General features: G+C 48.6%; 15 protein-coding genes and 1 tRNA gene. 11 read left to right on the top strand and 5 right to left on the bottom strand.

The annotated features are described in order from the left end of the window. The first annotated feature begins 8 nt into the window (after window positions 1–8). The 4 genes from ICV32_RS06595 (at window position 9) to ICV32_RS06580 (ending at window position 4,184) form a co-directional block, all read left to right on the top strand. Window positions 9–935, top strand: coding sequence for a YicC/YloC family endoribonuclease (locus tag ICV32_RS06595; RefSeq protein ID WP_215369340.1), 927 nt, complete (start codon window positions 9–11; stop codon window positions 933–935). Further along, window positions 935–1,570: a guanylate kinase gene (gene gmk, locus ICV32_RS06590; RefSeq protein ID WP_215369332.1), complete on the top strand. Its 636-nt coding sequence runs from the start codon at window positions 935–937 to the stop codon at window positions 1,568–1,570. The genes ICV32_RS06595 and gmk overlap by 1 nt, the downstream gene beginning before the upstream one ends. A gap of 52 nt (window positions 1,571–1,622) precedes the next feature. Beyond that, a complete protein-coding gene (gene rpoZ, locus ICV32_RS06585; RefSeq protein ID WP_108508758.1) occupies window positions 1,623–1,826 on the top strand; it encodes a DNA-directed RNA polymerase subunit omega in 204 nt (67 codons plus the stop codon). Window positions 1,827–1,895: 69 nt separating this feature from the next. Then, complete coding sequence (locus tag ICV32_RS06580) at window positions 1,896–4,184, top strand: bifunctional (p)ppGpp synthetase/guanosine-3',5'-bis(diphosphate) 3'-pyrophosphohydrolase (protein ID WP_215372629.1); 2,289 nt, start codon at window positions 1,896–1,898, stop codon at window positions 4,182–4,184. A gap of 3 nt (window positions 4,185–4,187) precedes the next feature. Here the strand turns inward: ICV32_RS06580 and greB are convergent, their stop codons facing one another. After that, a complete protein-coding gene (gene greB, locus ICV32_RS06575; protein WP_215369330.1) occupies window positions 4,188–4,682 on the bottom strand; it encodes a transcription elongation factor GreB in 495 nt (164 codons plus the stop codon). A gap of 18 nt (window positions 4,683–4,700) precedes the next feature. Here greB and ICV32_RS06570 point away from each other — a divergent pair. From ICV32_RS06570 to ICV32_RS06540, 7 genes are all read left to right on the top strand, one after another. Next, window positions 4,701–4,777: transfer RNA gene (locus tag ICV32_RS06570), tRNA-Arg, on the top strand. Between the two features lie 66 nt (window positions 4,778–4,843). Then, complete coding sequence (locus ICV32_RS06565; RefSeq protein ID WP_215369327.1) at window positions 4,844–6,004, top strand: ABC transporter permease; 1,161 nt, start codon at window positions 4,844–4,846, stop codon at window positions 6,002–6,004. Continuing rightward, window positions 6,004–6,759 carry an ABC transporter ATP-binding protein gene (locus tag ICV32_RS06560; protein ID WP_215369325.1) on the top strand — a complete coding sequence of 252 codons (756 nt, stop codon included), beginning with the start codon at window positions 6,004–6,006 and terminating at the stop codon, window positions 6,757–6,759. The genes ICV32_RS06565 and ICV32_RS06560 overlap by 1 nt, the downstream gene beginning before the upstream one ends. Continuing rightward, on the top strand, window positions 6,756–7,667 hold the full coding sequence (locus ICV32_RS06555; RefSeq protein WP_215369322.1) for an MlaD family protein: 912 nt from the start codon (window positions 6,756–6,758) through the stop codon (window positions 7,665–7,667). The genes ICV32_RS06560 and ICV32_RS06555 overlap by 4 nt, the downstream gene beginning before the upstream one ends. Further along, a complete protein-coding gene (locus ICV32_RS06550) occupies window positions 7,664–8,326 on the top strand; it encodes an ABC-type transport auxiliary lipoprotein family protein (RefSeq protein WP_215369309.1) in 663 nt (220 codons plus the stop codon). Before ICV32_RS06555 ends, ICV32_RS06550 begins: the two co-directional genes overlap by 4 nt. Before the next feature lie 23 nt (window positions 8,327–8,349). Continuing rightward, entirely contained in the window at window positions 8,350–9,135 is a 786-nt protein-coding gene (locus tag ICV32_RS06545) for an SDR family oxidoreductase (RefSeq protein WP_215369306.1), read from the top strand. A 5-nt stretch (window positions 9,136–9,140) separates the two neighbouring features. Next, a complete protein-coding gene (locus ICV32_RS06540; protein WP_215369303.1) occupies window positions 9,141–11,648 on the top strand; it encodes an ABC transporter permease in 2,508 nt (835 codons plus the stop codon). Here ICV32_RS06540 and ICV32_RS06535 read toward each other — a convergent pair. Genes ICV32_RS06535 through ICV32_RS06520 form a run of 4 tightly spaced genes read right to left on the bottom strand, consistent with a single transcriptional unit; the run spans window position 11,645 to window position 13,787 of the window. Beyond that, entirely contained in the window at window positions 11,645–12,193 is a 549-nt protein-coding gene (locus ICV32_RS06535) for an RDD family protein (RefSeq protein ID WP_215369296.1), read from the bottom strand. The two genes, ICV32_RS06540 and ICV32_RS06535, sit on opposite strands and share 4 nt — an antisense overlap. 9 nt (window positions 12,194–12,202) lie before the next feature. Next, window positions 12,203–12,754 carry a DUF3106 domain-containing protein gene (locus tag ICV32_RS06530; protein WP_215369293.1) on the bottom strand — a complete coding sequence of 184 codons (552 nt, stop codon included), beginning with the start codon at window positions 12,752–12,754 and terminating at the stop codon, window positions 12,203–12,205. After that, window positions 12,754–13,218, bottom strand: a complete 465-nt coding sequence (locus ICV32_RS06525; protein ID WP_215369291.1) for a DUF3619 family protein — start codon at window positions 13,216–13,218, stop codon at window positions 12,754–12,756. The genes ICV32_RS06530 and ICV32_RS06525 overlap by 1 nt, the downstream gene beginning before the upstream one ends. Beyond that, on the bottom strand, window positions 13,218–13,787 hold the full coding sequence (locus ICV32_RS06520; protein ID WP_215369288.1) for an RNA polymerase sigma factor: 570 nt from the start codon (window positions 13,785–13,787) through the stop codon (window positions 13,218–13,220). The genes ICV32_RS06525 and ICV32_RS06520 overlap by 1 nt, the downstream gene beginning before the upstream one ends. Window positions 13,788–13,819 lie beyond the last annotated feature (32 nt).

Below are 13,819 nucleotides of genomic sequence, written 5' to 3'. Positions count from 1 at the left end.
ATGCCTACATGATATCGAGCATGACTGGTTATGGCAGTGCTTCCCACCCCATTACGATTGGTCAGGGGAGCTTTGCCAATCTTCAGGTGGAGATTCGGGCAGTTAATAGCCGCTTTTTGGATCTGAGCTTTCGGATACCCGATGAGTGCAAAAGCGCTGAGGGTGCTTTGCGTGAGCTCCTCAATAAACATCTAAAGCGCGGCAAGGTTGAGGTTCGGGCTGCTTGGCGTCAAAGCTCAAGCGAGCATGGGCACTCCCAAAGTGCGATTGCAATAGACCTCGCCAAGCTGAGGGCCTTGAAAGATGCACAAAAAGCGATTCGGGAACAGTTTCCTTCCGCAGAGGAGCTTCGCATTGCCGATATTCTGCGCTATCCGGGTGTGGTTGCGGATTCGGATACCGCTGAGGACCAGTGGCATGGCGCAATTCTGAAGGCCGGCGAGGAGGCCTTGCAGCAGTTGCTTCAATCACGGCAGGTCGAGGGTCAGGCGCTCGCTAAGGTTTTAACGAATGCTCTCGATGCGATGCAAGGCATGGTGACCAAACTTGAACCTCGTATTCCTGAGATTGTGACCCTTTATCAAAACAAATTAGTGGCTCGGATCGAGGAAGCCTTGGGTGTTCATGCGACGCAAGCCAATATCCCGTTTAATACCGAGTTACTAGAGCGTATTCGGCAGGAGGTGGTTTTGTATGCGGTTCGTATTGATGTTGCCGAAGAGTTGGCTCGTCTTAAAACGCATATTCAGGTCGCAAGGACCGCGATTGCAGAGGGTGGGGCCGTGGGTAAGCGCTTAGATTTCTTGATTCAAGAGCTAAATCGTGAAGCCAATACCCTTGGATCTAAATCAGTTCATGAGGACTGCACAAATACTGCATTGGAACTCAAATTATTGATTGAGCAAATGCGCGAGCAAGTGCAAAATTTGGAGTGATGACCATGAGCACTCCAAAATCGTACCAAGGTAGCATGTTGATGATTGTGGCCCCTTCAGGGGCAGGTAAATCGTCTTTGGTGAATGCACTCCTGGAGTCTGACCATCGATTGCAGCTCTCGCTATCGTGTACCACGCGTGCACCGCGTGCCGGTGAGCTGGATGGGCGCGATTACTCCTTTATTACTAAAGAGGACTTTTTGGCTAAGCAAGCTGCCGGAGATTTTTTAGAGTCTGCGCAAGTGCATGGCAATCTCTATGGCACTTCGCGCTCGTGGATTGAGGGCCAAATGCAACAAGGCCATGACGTCATCTTAGAAATTGATTGGCAAGGCGCTCAGCAAATTCGCAAATTAATTCCTCAGGCGATTTGGGTGTTTATCTTCCCTCCCTCAATTGAGGCTCTTGAGGAACGTTTGCATAAGCGTGGCCAGGATGACGAGGTCACGATTGCAAAGCGTGTTGCAGCTGCCCACATCGAGTTACAACACGCCCACGAAGCTGATTTCATTGTCATTAACGAGGTCTTTGCAGACGCCCTACGCGACTTGCAGGCGATTGTGGCTGCTAGCCGCCTGCGGACAGGGCCCATGATGGCGCGTTACCCAGCCTTGGTCAAGCGACTTGGGGCATGATAGCCAGTCATCGGGTATCCTATAGGGGTTAATCTAAATAAGTGAGTTCAGAATGGCCCGTATTACTGTAGAAGATTGTCTAAAAACCATTCCCAATCGTTTTGAGTTGGTCCTAGCTGGCACCTACCGCGCCCGGCAATTAGTTCAGGGACATGCAGCCCGAGTCGACGCAAAAGATAAAGCAACGGTTGTTGCTTTGCGTGAGATTGCTGTTGGGGTAACCGATCGGGATATGTTGACCAAAGTACCTCTCTAAGCCGGAGGTCCCGCTGTGGCGTCAACTGTCACCACAACGGGTTCGCTAGACGAAGTCTCGTCTAGTCAGATGCGCACAAGCGCTTCTTTACCAAGCGCCAACCCCGCCCAAAGTGTAATTGCTTCTTTGTTGGAGCAGTCGAGCCGCCATCTTTTTGGCCCCACCTCACAACCCACATTACCCCCCAAGCAGCAAGTTGTATCAATTACCGGTTTAACTGACAAGCTTCATTATTTAAAGCCTGAGGAAATAAACCAGATCAAGAAAGCGTTTCAGTTCGCAGACGCCGCGCACTTGGGTCAGTACCGCCATAGCGGCGAACCCTATATTAGTCATCCGGTCTCGGTTGCCGAGCTGTGCGCAACTTGGCGTTTAGATGCCCAGAGCATCATGGCCGCTTTGCTCCACGACGTGATTGAGGATTCTGGCTGCACTCAGACCGATCTCATCAATCAATTTGGTACGAAAGTGGCTGAGCTGGTTGAGGGCTTAACCAAACTCGATAAATTAGAGTTTCAGAGTCATGCCGAGGCTCAAGCTGAGAGTTTTCGGAAAATGTTTATGGCAATGGCCCGTGATGTGCGCGTCATCTTGGTCAAGTTGGCTGATCGAACCCATAATATGCACACTCTTGATGCGGTCCCCATTGAAAAACGACGCAGGGTTGCATTAGAGACGATGGAAATCTACGCCCCGATTGCACACCGTCTGGGGCTCAACTTAATCTACCGTGATTTACAAGATATTAGCTTTAAGCATTCCATGCCGATGCGTTTTCGGGCGATTGAGAAAGCGGTTAAGAAGGCGCGCGGTAATCGTCGTGAGATGGTTGACAAGATTCTGGATGCGGTGCGGATGCAATTTGCCAAGGCTGGGATTGAGGTCGATTTGCAGGGTCGTGAGAAAACCCTCTTTAGCATTTATCACAAAATGCGCAGTAAGCATTTGAGCTTCTCGCAAGTCTTGGATGTTTACGCTTTCCGAGTTACCGTCCGTACGATCGATGAGTGCTACCGAGCCCTTGGAATTTTGCATTCCATCTATAAACCTATGCCCGGGAAGTTTAAGGATTACATCTCGATTCCTAAGTTGAATGGCTATCAATCCTTACACACCACCTTAGTGGGTCCATCTGGTGTACCGGTCGAGTTTCAGGTGCGCACCGCGGACATGCACGCCGTGGCTGAGTCTGGGGTAGCGGCCCACTGGGCTTATAAGGATGGCTCACCGGAACTCAGTGAAGTGCAAAACCGCGCGCACCAATGGTTGCAGTCGCTCGTTGATATTCAAGATAACAGCGGTGACTCACAAGAATTTTTAGAGCACGTCAAGATCGATTTGTTCCCCGATGCGGTCTATGTATTTACTCCTAAAGGCCAAATCCGTGCCTTGCCACGGGGCGCAACGGCCCTCGACTTTGCCTACTCCATCCATAGCGATCTTGGCAACACCTGCGTTGCGGTCAAGATTAATAATTTGCAATTGCCACTGCGTACCGAACTCAAGAATGGGGACATTGTGGAAGTGATTAACTCCACATCTTCACAGCCAAACCCAGGGTGGTTGGAGTTTGTACGCACTGGCAAAGCTCGCGCCGCCATTCGTCATTCATTGAAAACCAAGCACTATGCCGAAGCATTGCAATTGGGAGAACGTTTATTAGCGAGCGCGCTGCGACATCAGGGTGTCGATGCAGGACTCTTAACCCCGGAGATTTGGGAAAAGTTATTACATTGGACCGGCGATAAATCCCGCGAGGAGGTTTGCGTCAATATTGTCTTGGGACGACGGACTGCTGCTGAGTTAGCGACTCGTTTAAAAATCCTAGTTGGCGAAGAGGGCGGGTCTGAGCAAATGCGTCTTGGCTCGAACGATTGGGGCGGTTCGGATCATGAGACGCAAACGCAATCTCTGGTCGTGGATGGTCGTGAGGGTATGTCGGTCAGTTTTCAAACCTGTTGTCATCCGATTCCTGGCGATGACATCATGGCTTATCTGGGTAAAGGAGAGGGATTGCAAATCCACACCCAAGATTGCAAGGTGGCGCATCGCATGCTGTCAAAAGACAGTGATAAATGGGTTGGTGTGCAATGGAGTAAAGACACTAAGCGAGAGTTTGATGTGGCTATTACAGTAGATACTAAGCAAGGAAAGGGCGTGCTCGCCCGCGTTGCGAGTTCGATTACATCGGCTGATTCGAACATCTTAAATGTTTCAATGGATGATAAATACAAAGAGGACTCTGTGACGATGCGCTTTACCATTCAAGTATTAAATCGTTTGCATCTCTCTCGAGTGTTACGCGGTTTGCGCGCCAATACCGACGTGTTCCGGGTAATCCGTAATAAAAGCGTCTAGTTCTTAGCAGTCCTCGTAGCGCACATCCAAAATATCAATTTCCTTAACACCCGCAGGCGTTTGGATGCGAACGGTGTCGCCCACTTTGGCTTTGATTAGGGCTTTCGCAATTGGTGATATCCAACTCACATAGCCTTTTTCGAGATCGACCTCATCGACCCCAACAATCCGGATTTGGGTATCCGCTCCCTCGGCATCGCTATAGATAACGGTTGCCCCAAAAAAAATTTGCTCAGGATCACCACCATTTGCAATGCGTTCTTGGTTATTGACCACCACTGCATTCTCCAAACGTTGGTTGAGGAATCGAATCCGTCGATCGATCTCGCGCAAACGCTTCTTACCGTAAATGTAATCGCCGTTTTCTGAGCGATCTCCATTGGATGCGGCCCAATGGACCACTTGCACAATTTCAGGACGCTCGTGGTCCAAAAGATGCAAAAGCTCAGTTTTTAGTGCCTCATGCCCAGCCGGTGTGATGTAGTTCTTCGTATCCATGGCATAATTCTGCCTGATGCGGCTGTAGCTCAGTTGGATAGAGTACTTGGCTACGAACCAAGGGGTCGTGGGTTCGAATCCTGCCAGCCGCGCCATATTCCTTGATTTGCCCCAGTGGCAAGTTTTTATAAGTCACGATTCTTTGCTTTAATAGTCAGAATATGGCTTCTCCCAAACGCACATCCTCAACGGCCCCAGTTGCAAACTGGCGCGCATCGGGAGCGACTGCTTGCGTGACTCTATCGGGACAAATTAGTGCCGACACCTTGGGACATACATGGCAAGAAGTTCGCGATCATCAAATTGCCTGGTTGACACAAGGTTCCGCGAGTAAAACCTTGCAAATTGATGGGGCAGGAATTCAGTACATTGATGGTGCCGGACTGGCATTTTTAATCGATCTGCAGCATGCCCAAACACTGCATGGGGGAACGATTGAGCTACGAGGATTTAGTGCCACCCATCAAAATCAATTAAAGCGGTTTACGCCCTTTGAAAAATTATTCCCAAAAGAGGAAAAGGGTTTAGACGACGGAATATTCGTTAAGGCTGGCAAGGCAGCGAGCTTACTTTGGAATGATATTCGGGGCATTATCTTTTTCACTGGCCAGGTCGCAAGCGAACTGATTTGGGCCGCACGTAACCCCCTGAAGGTCCGTTGGCAAGATTTTGCAAGCGTTGCTGTGCAAGCCGGTCTTGCTGCGATGCCAATCGTCGGATTAGTTGCTTTTCTAATTGGTGTGATCTTGTCGTTTCAATCAGCCATTGGCATGGAAAAGTTTGGAGCGATCACCTTTGTTGGGCCACTCGTTTCCTTGGGGATCTTTCGAGAGCTAGGACCTTTGATTACTGCCATCCTTTTAGCGGGTCGATCCTCCGCTGCATTTGCCGCTGAGATCGGTACGATGACTGTTAATAGCGAAGTCGATGCTTTGGTGACGGCTGGATTAAACCCCATTCGCTTTTTGGTTCTGCCCCGAGTCTTAGCAGGTTTGGTGGTGGCGCCGATCTTAACCATTTATGCCGATCTAGTGAGCGTTTTTTCATCTTCGCTCACGATGCTGATCTACGGTGTACCCTTGGTTAATTTTTATGAAGGTGTTCTCAATACTGTGGTGCTAGAAGACATTTTTTCGGGATTAACTAAGGCTACTTTATTTGGCGTGGTGGTTGCTAGTGTGGGTTGTTTGCGAGGGATGCAAACGGGTACTGGTGCCGCAGCGGTCGGGATCTCTACAACGCGAGCAGTAGTGAGTAGTATTGTGATGATTACGGTAGTCGATGGAATTTTTGCTTACGTCTCGTATCGGACGGGTTTCTAATGAATCCAATTGAGGTCAAAAATCTGACTGTGGGTTATGGCAACAAAGTGCTGTTGCAAAATCTCAATTTCTCGGTCGCTGATGGTGAGGTATTTATTATTCTCGGTGGCTCGGGTTGCGGTAAATCAAGTTTACTTAAAAATCTATTTGGGCTTTACCAACCTCTAGCAGGTGATGTGTGGATTGAGGGCATGAATATTACCCAGTCGATCGGCCAACAACGCCAAGACATCATGACGCATTTTGGTGTGATGTATCAGCAGGGCGCATTATTTGGTTCAATGACACTCCTTGAAAATGTGCGACTCTTTATGGAGGAGTACACCGAGCTAGATGATGATGAGATGGATCTATTAGCGCGTTGCAAATTGGATCTGGTGGGCTTATTGCCTTATGCCAACTACATGCCCAATGAGATTAGCGGGGGGATGCAAAAGCGTGCAGCCATTGCGCGCGCCATGGCCTTAGACCCGAAGATTCTGTTTCTGGATGAGCCTTCTGCCGGACTTGATCCAATTACATCAGCCGATTTAGATCAGACCATCCTTGATTTAGCAAAGAACTTAGGCATTACGTTTGTAATCGTGTCACACGAGTTGGCTAGTATTTATGCGATCGCGGATCGGGTAATTATGTTGGATAAAGATACTAAACGTATTATTGCGCAAGGAGACCCGAGGGTCTTGCGAGATACGAGTACGGATCCCAAAGTTCATCAATTTTTTAATCGCGTTATGTCGAAGGAAGTAGCATGAGTCAATCGAATCCAAATTACTTTCGCTTGGGATTATTCGTATTTGCCGGCTTTGCTGCCATTCTTGCGTTGATTTTGATATTTGGAACGGGTCAACTCTTTAAGAAAACAATCATGGTAGAAACCTATATTGAGCAATCAATTACAGGATTGGATGTGGGTGCCCCGGTACGCTTTCGGGGAGTGAAAGTAGGGCAAGTTACTTTTATTGGTTTATCGGGAAGTTTGTATGAGTCAAATGAACCCTTCCCCGAGCGCAAAGAGTATGTGGTGGTACGGATGTTGATTGATGGCGATGAGGAAAAATTATTAGGCCCAACTAAAAAATTACCCAAGGACTTGCGTGCTCGCGTTAAAAGCCAAGGCATTACGGGCGTGAATTATGTTGAACTCGATTATGTTCGCGATATGGGTAATTACAAAACTCTTCCATATAACTGGAAGCCACAGTATTTGGTGATTGATGCCTTGCCCAGCCAAACCGACATCTTTTTTTCGGGAGTCCGTAAAGTATTGGATAACTTGGGTGAAATGAATTTAGCAGAAACCCAGAAGAAATTTGATGTGCTCCTAACCAATCTCAACACTATTATTGGTGGTGATGGTAACGACAATACTGGTATTGCTAAATCGGTTGAACGACTCAATGTATTGCTTGGCAGGATCGATGAGGTAGCTAATAAGACAGAGCTTGAGCTCTTGATGCGTGAAGTGATTGCGACCACAGTGATTCTTCGTCAAACCTTATCGAGCATGCAAGGCGATACGATTAGCTCGATCGATAATCTCAAACAAATTACCGATCAGTTAAATGATTTTGCAAAAGTGGCTAGTCGATATCCGAGTAGCATGGTTTGGGGAGAGCCCCCACCACGCATTACCTTGCCACAAACTGGAGCCCAACCATGAGCTTTTCACTGCGTCACGTTACCCGGGTATTGGTCCTGTTTGCAGCCATTGCTACATTAGTTGGCTGTGCGCCTACCCGACCCAATCTGGACATAAGCACTTGGTTGATTGATCCAAAACGAACTGGAGAGCCTCGTAAGCCAAACACAGATTTTTGGTTGAAGGTTGGTCCCGTATCCGTTGACGGACCATTCGATAGTAAATCCATGGTTTATCGCTTGGGCGATCAGCGCTATGAGAAGGATTTCTATAACGGGTATATTTCCACTCCTGCTGAGATGGTGAGTAATGCGACGCGCCAATGGATTAGCGAAGCCAATATCTTTAAGGCGGCAGTGAACCAAAGTAACACCTTCTTTCCGTATTACGCACTTCAAGTGAATGTTACTGAACTGTATGGGGATTATCGAGGCCAGCCTGAAGCCGTGGTTAGCATCCATTTTTATCTAACCGTTTTATCAACCGGTACTCAAAATCCGATCTTAATGAGTAACCGTTACACACAGCGCGTGCCTTTAAAGGATAATCGTCCAGGTACGTTAGCCAATGGCTTACAGCAAGCGTTCGCCACCATCTTGCAGCGTTATGAAGTGGATTTAGATGCTGGCACAAAGAAACTGCCAAAGCCATTGACTCAGCCGAAGTCAACTAATAAGTAAAACAACGAATAAGGGAGTGCACGATGGATTTAGGAATTAAGGGAAAGACTGCATTAGTGCTGGCATCAAGCCGAGGCTTAGGTCAGGCGATGGCACATTCTTTGGCGCGGGAGGGCGTCCAGGTTGCGGTGACCGGTCGAAATGCCGAAGGTCTCGCACAGACCGTCAAAATGATTGAGTCGGTTGGCGGCAAGGCGCTCGCCTTAAATTGGGATCTCGCGGATCTCAATGCAATTGATGGTCATGTACAGACGATTGAAAACCAGTTGGGACCAGTCGATATCTTGATTAATAACACTGGTGGACCGCCACCAACATCAGCGAGTGGTCAAGATCCGCAGTTGTGGCAAAAAAGCTTCCAGGAGATGGTGCTCTCCCTCATGAAAATTACCGATCGGGTCTTGCCAGGGATGCGTGAGCGTCGTTGGGGCCGCATTATTACCAGTACCACTTCCGGAGCAATCGTACCGATTCGTAATCTAGCGATTTCAAACACCTTAAGAGCTGCATTACTCGGTTGGTCCAAAACCTTGGCTGCGGAGGTGGCAGCCGATGGGGTAACCGTAAATGTCATCATGCCGGGTCGAGTGGCAACTGATCGCTTACGCCAACTCGATGAGGCGCGTGCGAAGCGGGAGAACATCACCTACGACGCCGTTGTAAGCGCAAGTTTGAAAACCATTCCTGCAGGTCGTTATGGTGATCCAAAGGAGTATGGCGATACCGCGGCATTCCTAGCAAGTCAAAATGCTTCTTACATCACTGGCTCTGTAATTCGGGTGGATGGTGGTCAGGTTCCCAGTATTTAATTAATATGCAGATGCTCCTAAAAGAGCTTCGCGCTAAGGAGCTCTTTTGGCTCTTTATTGCCCTTGTGCTTTCCGTAGCTGCGCTCTCCAGCGTCAGCTTTTTAGCCGATCGTCTTCAACGCAGCTTTGAAATCGATGGCCGTATGCTGCTGGCTGCCGATTTATTGATCGCTGCAGATCAGCCCATTGCACCTGCATTGATTGAGGCGGCAAAGTCTCAGAAATTAAATATTGCCCAGACAGTGGTGTTCCCCAGCATGGTAAGCCATGGTGGGGAAAGTAAATTAAGTTCATTAAAGGCCGTAAGTGCCCTCTATCCCCTCAGGGGGCAATTGCAAATTAGTCGTCAAGTGCATGACGGTAGGGTCGATGAACGATCGATTGAAGAGGTCACCGGAATGCCTCCCAAAAATACGGTTTGGGTCGACCCCGCCGTATTAATTTCCTTGCGTGCAAAGTTAGGCGATTCACTGAGCATTGGCGATCGTCAATTTCGGATTGATGCAGTCATTGTGCGGGAACTCGATCGTGGTGCAGCCTTTATGAACTTTGCACCCCGAGCCATGATTGGTATTGATGATTTAGCAAGTACAGGGTTGATTGGCTTTGGTAGTCGAGTGACCTATCGCCTACTGCTATCTGGAACCGATCCTCAAATTCGGGGCTACCAAGATTGGGCTCTCAATCATATTGAGCAACAAAAATTACGCGGTATTCGCATTGAGTCCCTAGAGAATGCTCAGCCGGTCATGCGAAAAACCTTAGAGCGTGCAGAACGCTTCTTATCGCTTGTGGCTTTAATGACTGCCTTAATCTGCGCCTTAGCAATTGCCCTTGCTGCCAGGCGCTATGTTCTTAAGCAAGCCGATAGCTGCGCAGTGTGGAAATGCTTTGGTGCGAGTCAGGCGCAAATTCTTCGCAAACAACTGTATATCCTCACGATGATTGGTGTGGTAGCAACTATTCTTGGGGGATTCATTGGCTGGTTTGCTCAAGAGCTGTTGATGCAACTCTTGGGTGGGCTTATTCAGACTCGTCTGCCATTGCCCTCGGTATGGCCCGTGGTTTGGAGCGTGGTGTTTGCGCTTTTACTGCTCTTTGGTTTTGCAGGACCACCGATCTTAACCTTAAGTCAGATCTCCCCATTGCGTTTAGTGCGCCGAGAGTTTGGCAAGGTACCACTGGCTGCTAAATCGATTGCATTATTTGGATTCATTAGTTGTTTGGTATTGGTATTTTGGGCAACCCGTGATCTGAAGTTGCTGGTTTGGGCGACTGGTTCATTTGGGCTTGGCGCATTACTCTTTGCGGGGCTCGCTTGGCTTGGCTTGTGGGGTCTTGAGCGCTTTAGTCAATCAAGTTACCTTGCGAGGATCGGCTTTGTGACCCGCTTTGCGATCAGCACACAATCGCGCCGCGCTGCTTTTGCCATGATTCAGGTGAGCTCTTTGGCGTTAGCCATCATGGCGCTCCTACTGATCTTTTTGTTGCGCCAAGACTTATTGCAAAGTTGGCAAGCCAATGTGCCTGATAACGCCCCGAATCGGTTTTTGATCAATATCCAAAATGATCAGAAAGCAGAAGTGCAGCGTATGTTAATTGCCGGAGGCATTACTGAGGCTCAGCTTTATCCAATGGTTCGGGGGCGACTCACGCATATTAATGAGCAAGAGGTGATGCCTGACAATTACCAAACCGATAATGCCCGCCGCCTAGTCGATCGTGAATTCAATCTCTCGTACACCAATCAATTACCAAGCGACAATCAGTTAGTTGCCGGTCAATGGTTTGGTAATTCGGTCACTCCACAAATCTCGATTGAGAGTGGTATTGCGAAGACCCTCAATCTTCGCATGGGCGATCAAATGAGCTTTGATATTGCGGGTCAGAAAATTACTGCACCCATTACCTCGATGCGCAAACTTGATTGGGGCTCCATGCAGGTTAATTTCTTTGTGATCTTTCCTCCGAAGGCCTTGGATGATTTCCCAAAATCTTGGATTACTTCGTACCACCAGCCCAAAGAACGCGAAAATTTGGATCTCAAGTTGGCTCAAACCTATCCGAATTTAACAATTGTTGATATTGAGAACTCGATTCGTCAAATTCAGGAGGTGTTAAATCGTCTGGCGAGTGCTTTGGGTCTGTTATTGGTCTTTACTTTGTGTGCCGCGATTTTGGTACTCTTTGCCGCCATTGGCTCCACGCAAGACGATCGTTTCCGGGATGCGGCTCTGCTCAAGGCGGTGGGTGCTTCGAAGCGAACCCTGGCGCAACTCGTTGTCATTGAGCTCACCACCATTGGATTTTTGTCAGGCCTATTGGGCGGCTTGGCTGCCAGTGCGACCACGTGGGCTTTGGGTCGATACGTATTGGAAATTGAGTTCTACTCCTTTGGTACCGCGATTGGACTTGGTATTGTTCTAGGGGTATGCGTGAGTTTGCTTGCCGGATTTCGCTTGCAGCAAAAGATTCAGACGGCAAGCACGATGGAGTGCTTGCGCGAAGTCTAGTCAGTCTTAGAAACCGAAGTTGCTGTGACCTTCGATTTTGGTGGTAACTGAACCAATTTAGTTTGTGCCATCCGATCTGGTATGCCCTGGCGATGCTTGCGATCCAAATAGGTGGTAAGCGGCCAAAGGAAAAGAGAAACTGAAAACAATAAACCAATGATTTGCCATCCTCGTAGTGGATGGATTGCGTGAACAATGAGGCAGGGCACAATCCATAGCGAGCCGTAGACGTAACGCCAAAGTGCCTGATTTTTGGCAAGCAGCCCACCATCCTCAGCCACAATTTGCATACGCCAGGTTTGCATGGCCAAAGTTTGTCCATTGCGTCGCCAGTACCAGACAAAGTAAAACCCCAACACACCATACAAGTAGAAAAAACTGAGCCAACTGGGAATGGCAATACCAAATAGAACCCCAATTAATAAATTGGGAACCATAAAGGCAAGCGCTAGAACTCCAACGAGGAGCAGTTGTTCGTAGAGGTTACAAAATACGCGTCGCCAAAATCGAGGGGTTGGCAAAGCATTTATCTCGGCGGGGTTCATCCCCACAGTTTATTTGATTGTGGCGCTAGACGATGAGGCGTTCGATGAATTGAGGGGTTGCCGTGTTTGTATGGCAGGTGATGTTACGGCACCCGTCTTTTTACGACTTTGCTCTTGTTGAGCTAGTTTCTGTTTTTCTTCCTCCGAAAGCTGTTGATAGGCTTGCCAAGCAGCTGCTTTTTGCTCCGGAGGGAATTGCAAACTCGAAAGATAGTTATCACGGGCTAGGCGCCGATCTTTTTGCGGAAGTTTGGCCCATGCAGCCATTCGTGACTGCAAGCGTTCTTGTTCAGCACTCGACATGGTTGGGTAGCGATTGGCCACCTTCAGCCATTTGGTCTTACTTGCGTTTGTAAAACTGCTCCAGTCGGACTCGAGAGAAGCAAGCACTGCTTGCTGAAGAGGGCTCAGGTATTGCCAGTCAAGATTTGTTGCTTTCTTGATTTCGGTTTTAGCTTCCGCAGGATTAACCGTGGTGGAATTCTGAGCATATGCCGGATAAATTAGCACCAAGCCAATAAGCAGGGAGGCAACACGAAACGTGATGCGAGCGGTTCTCACTAGATTTTTTCATCCTCTGACGGAGTGGCTTCTTGAGGCTTGGCACTGGTTTTAAGTTTTAGATACGCCATGAAACCGTTATCGACAAATGCATCGGGAGGCACGTCATCCGTCAACAGGGCAATATCCACATTGGCGATGTCTTTAATGCGCTGATCTTCTTGCCATTCTGCAATCGCAATCAGACCAAATACCACGATGGCAATTGGAATTAGCCAACTGCTCAGCGACCAAAGTGGCTTCTCCCAAGAAAAGTTTTTATTACCAGGATGTGCAGTTTGTACGGAATGTACAAAGACCAGCTCAGGCTTTGCCCGATTGACGGCAAGCAAGCGTGCTTCGCGAAGGCGATCTTGGGTATCGCCACTAAGTTCGTGGCTACTGGTATTGAGTAGGCTGGTGACGCGTTTTGCAAAACGCTCCTCCACTGAACTCGCAAATTGTTTCTGATTCGTATCTTTCATCACAACACAATCCCCTTGGCCTTTAAAGCAGCTGCCAAAGTGTGGGCGGCTCGGGAGCAATGGGTTTTCACACTTCCCTCGCTGCATCCCATGGCGAGGGCCGTTTCGGACGTACTAAGCTCATCCCAATAACGCATGAGGAAGGCTTCCCGTTGACGATGTGGCAATTTTGATATTTCTTGTTCCAGAGTGGCCAAAAGCTGACGCTTAGCCAGCGCTGTAGAGGCATCCGAGGGCATTTGGCCTTCTTCCCGAATCTCAATCAGTTCAAGGGGGTCAAAATCCTCCTCCCCATCCATGCCAGCCCCCAGAGCGGAGAAGGGGGTCTCATAGGTCGAACGGACCTTTTGACGTCGAAACCAGTCATGAATCCGATTTTGCAGAATTCGGGTGAAAATCAACGGGAACTCTCCGGCGGGCCGATCACCATATTTTTGGGCCAAGCTAATCATCGCATCCTGAACAACATCGAGAGCGGCCGCCTCATCCCGAACCGCATAGACGGCCTGTTTGAAGGCTTTTTTCTCAACGCCAGCTAGAAATTGATCGAGTTCTTGGGCGGATGCCATGTGAATTACTACGAATAAATGATCGTTGTTTT

The organism is Polynucleobacter sp. MWH-UH24A, from assembly GCF_018687475.1.
Taxonomy (GTDB): domain Bacteria; phylum Pseudomonadota; class Gammaproteobacteria; order Burkholderiales; family Burkholderiaceae; genus Polynucleobacter.
The sequence above is the reverse complement of the archived record's forward strand: the minus strand, read 5'-3'. Positions and strand labels throughout refer to the sequence as shown.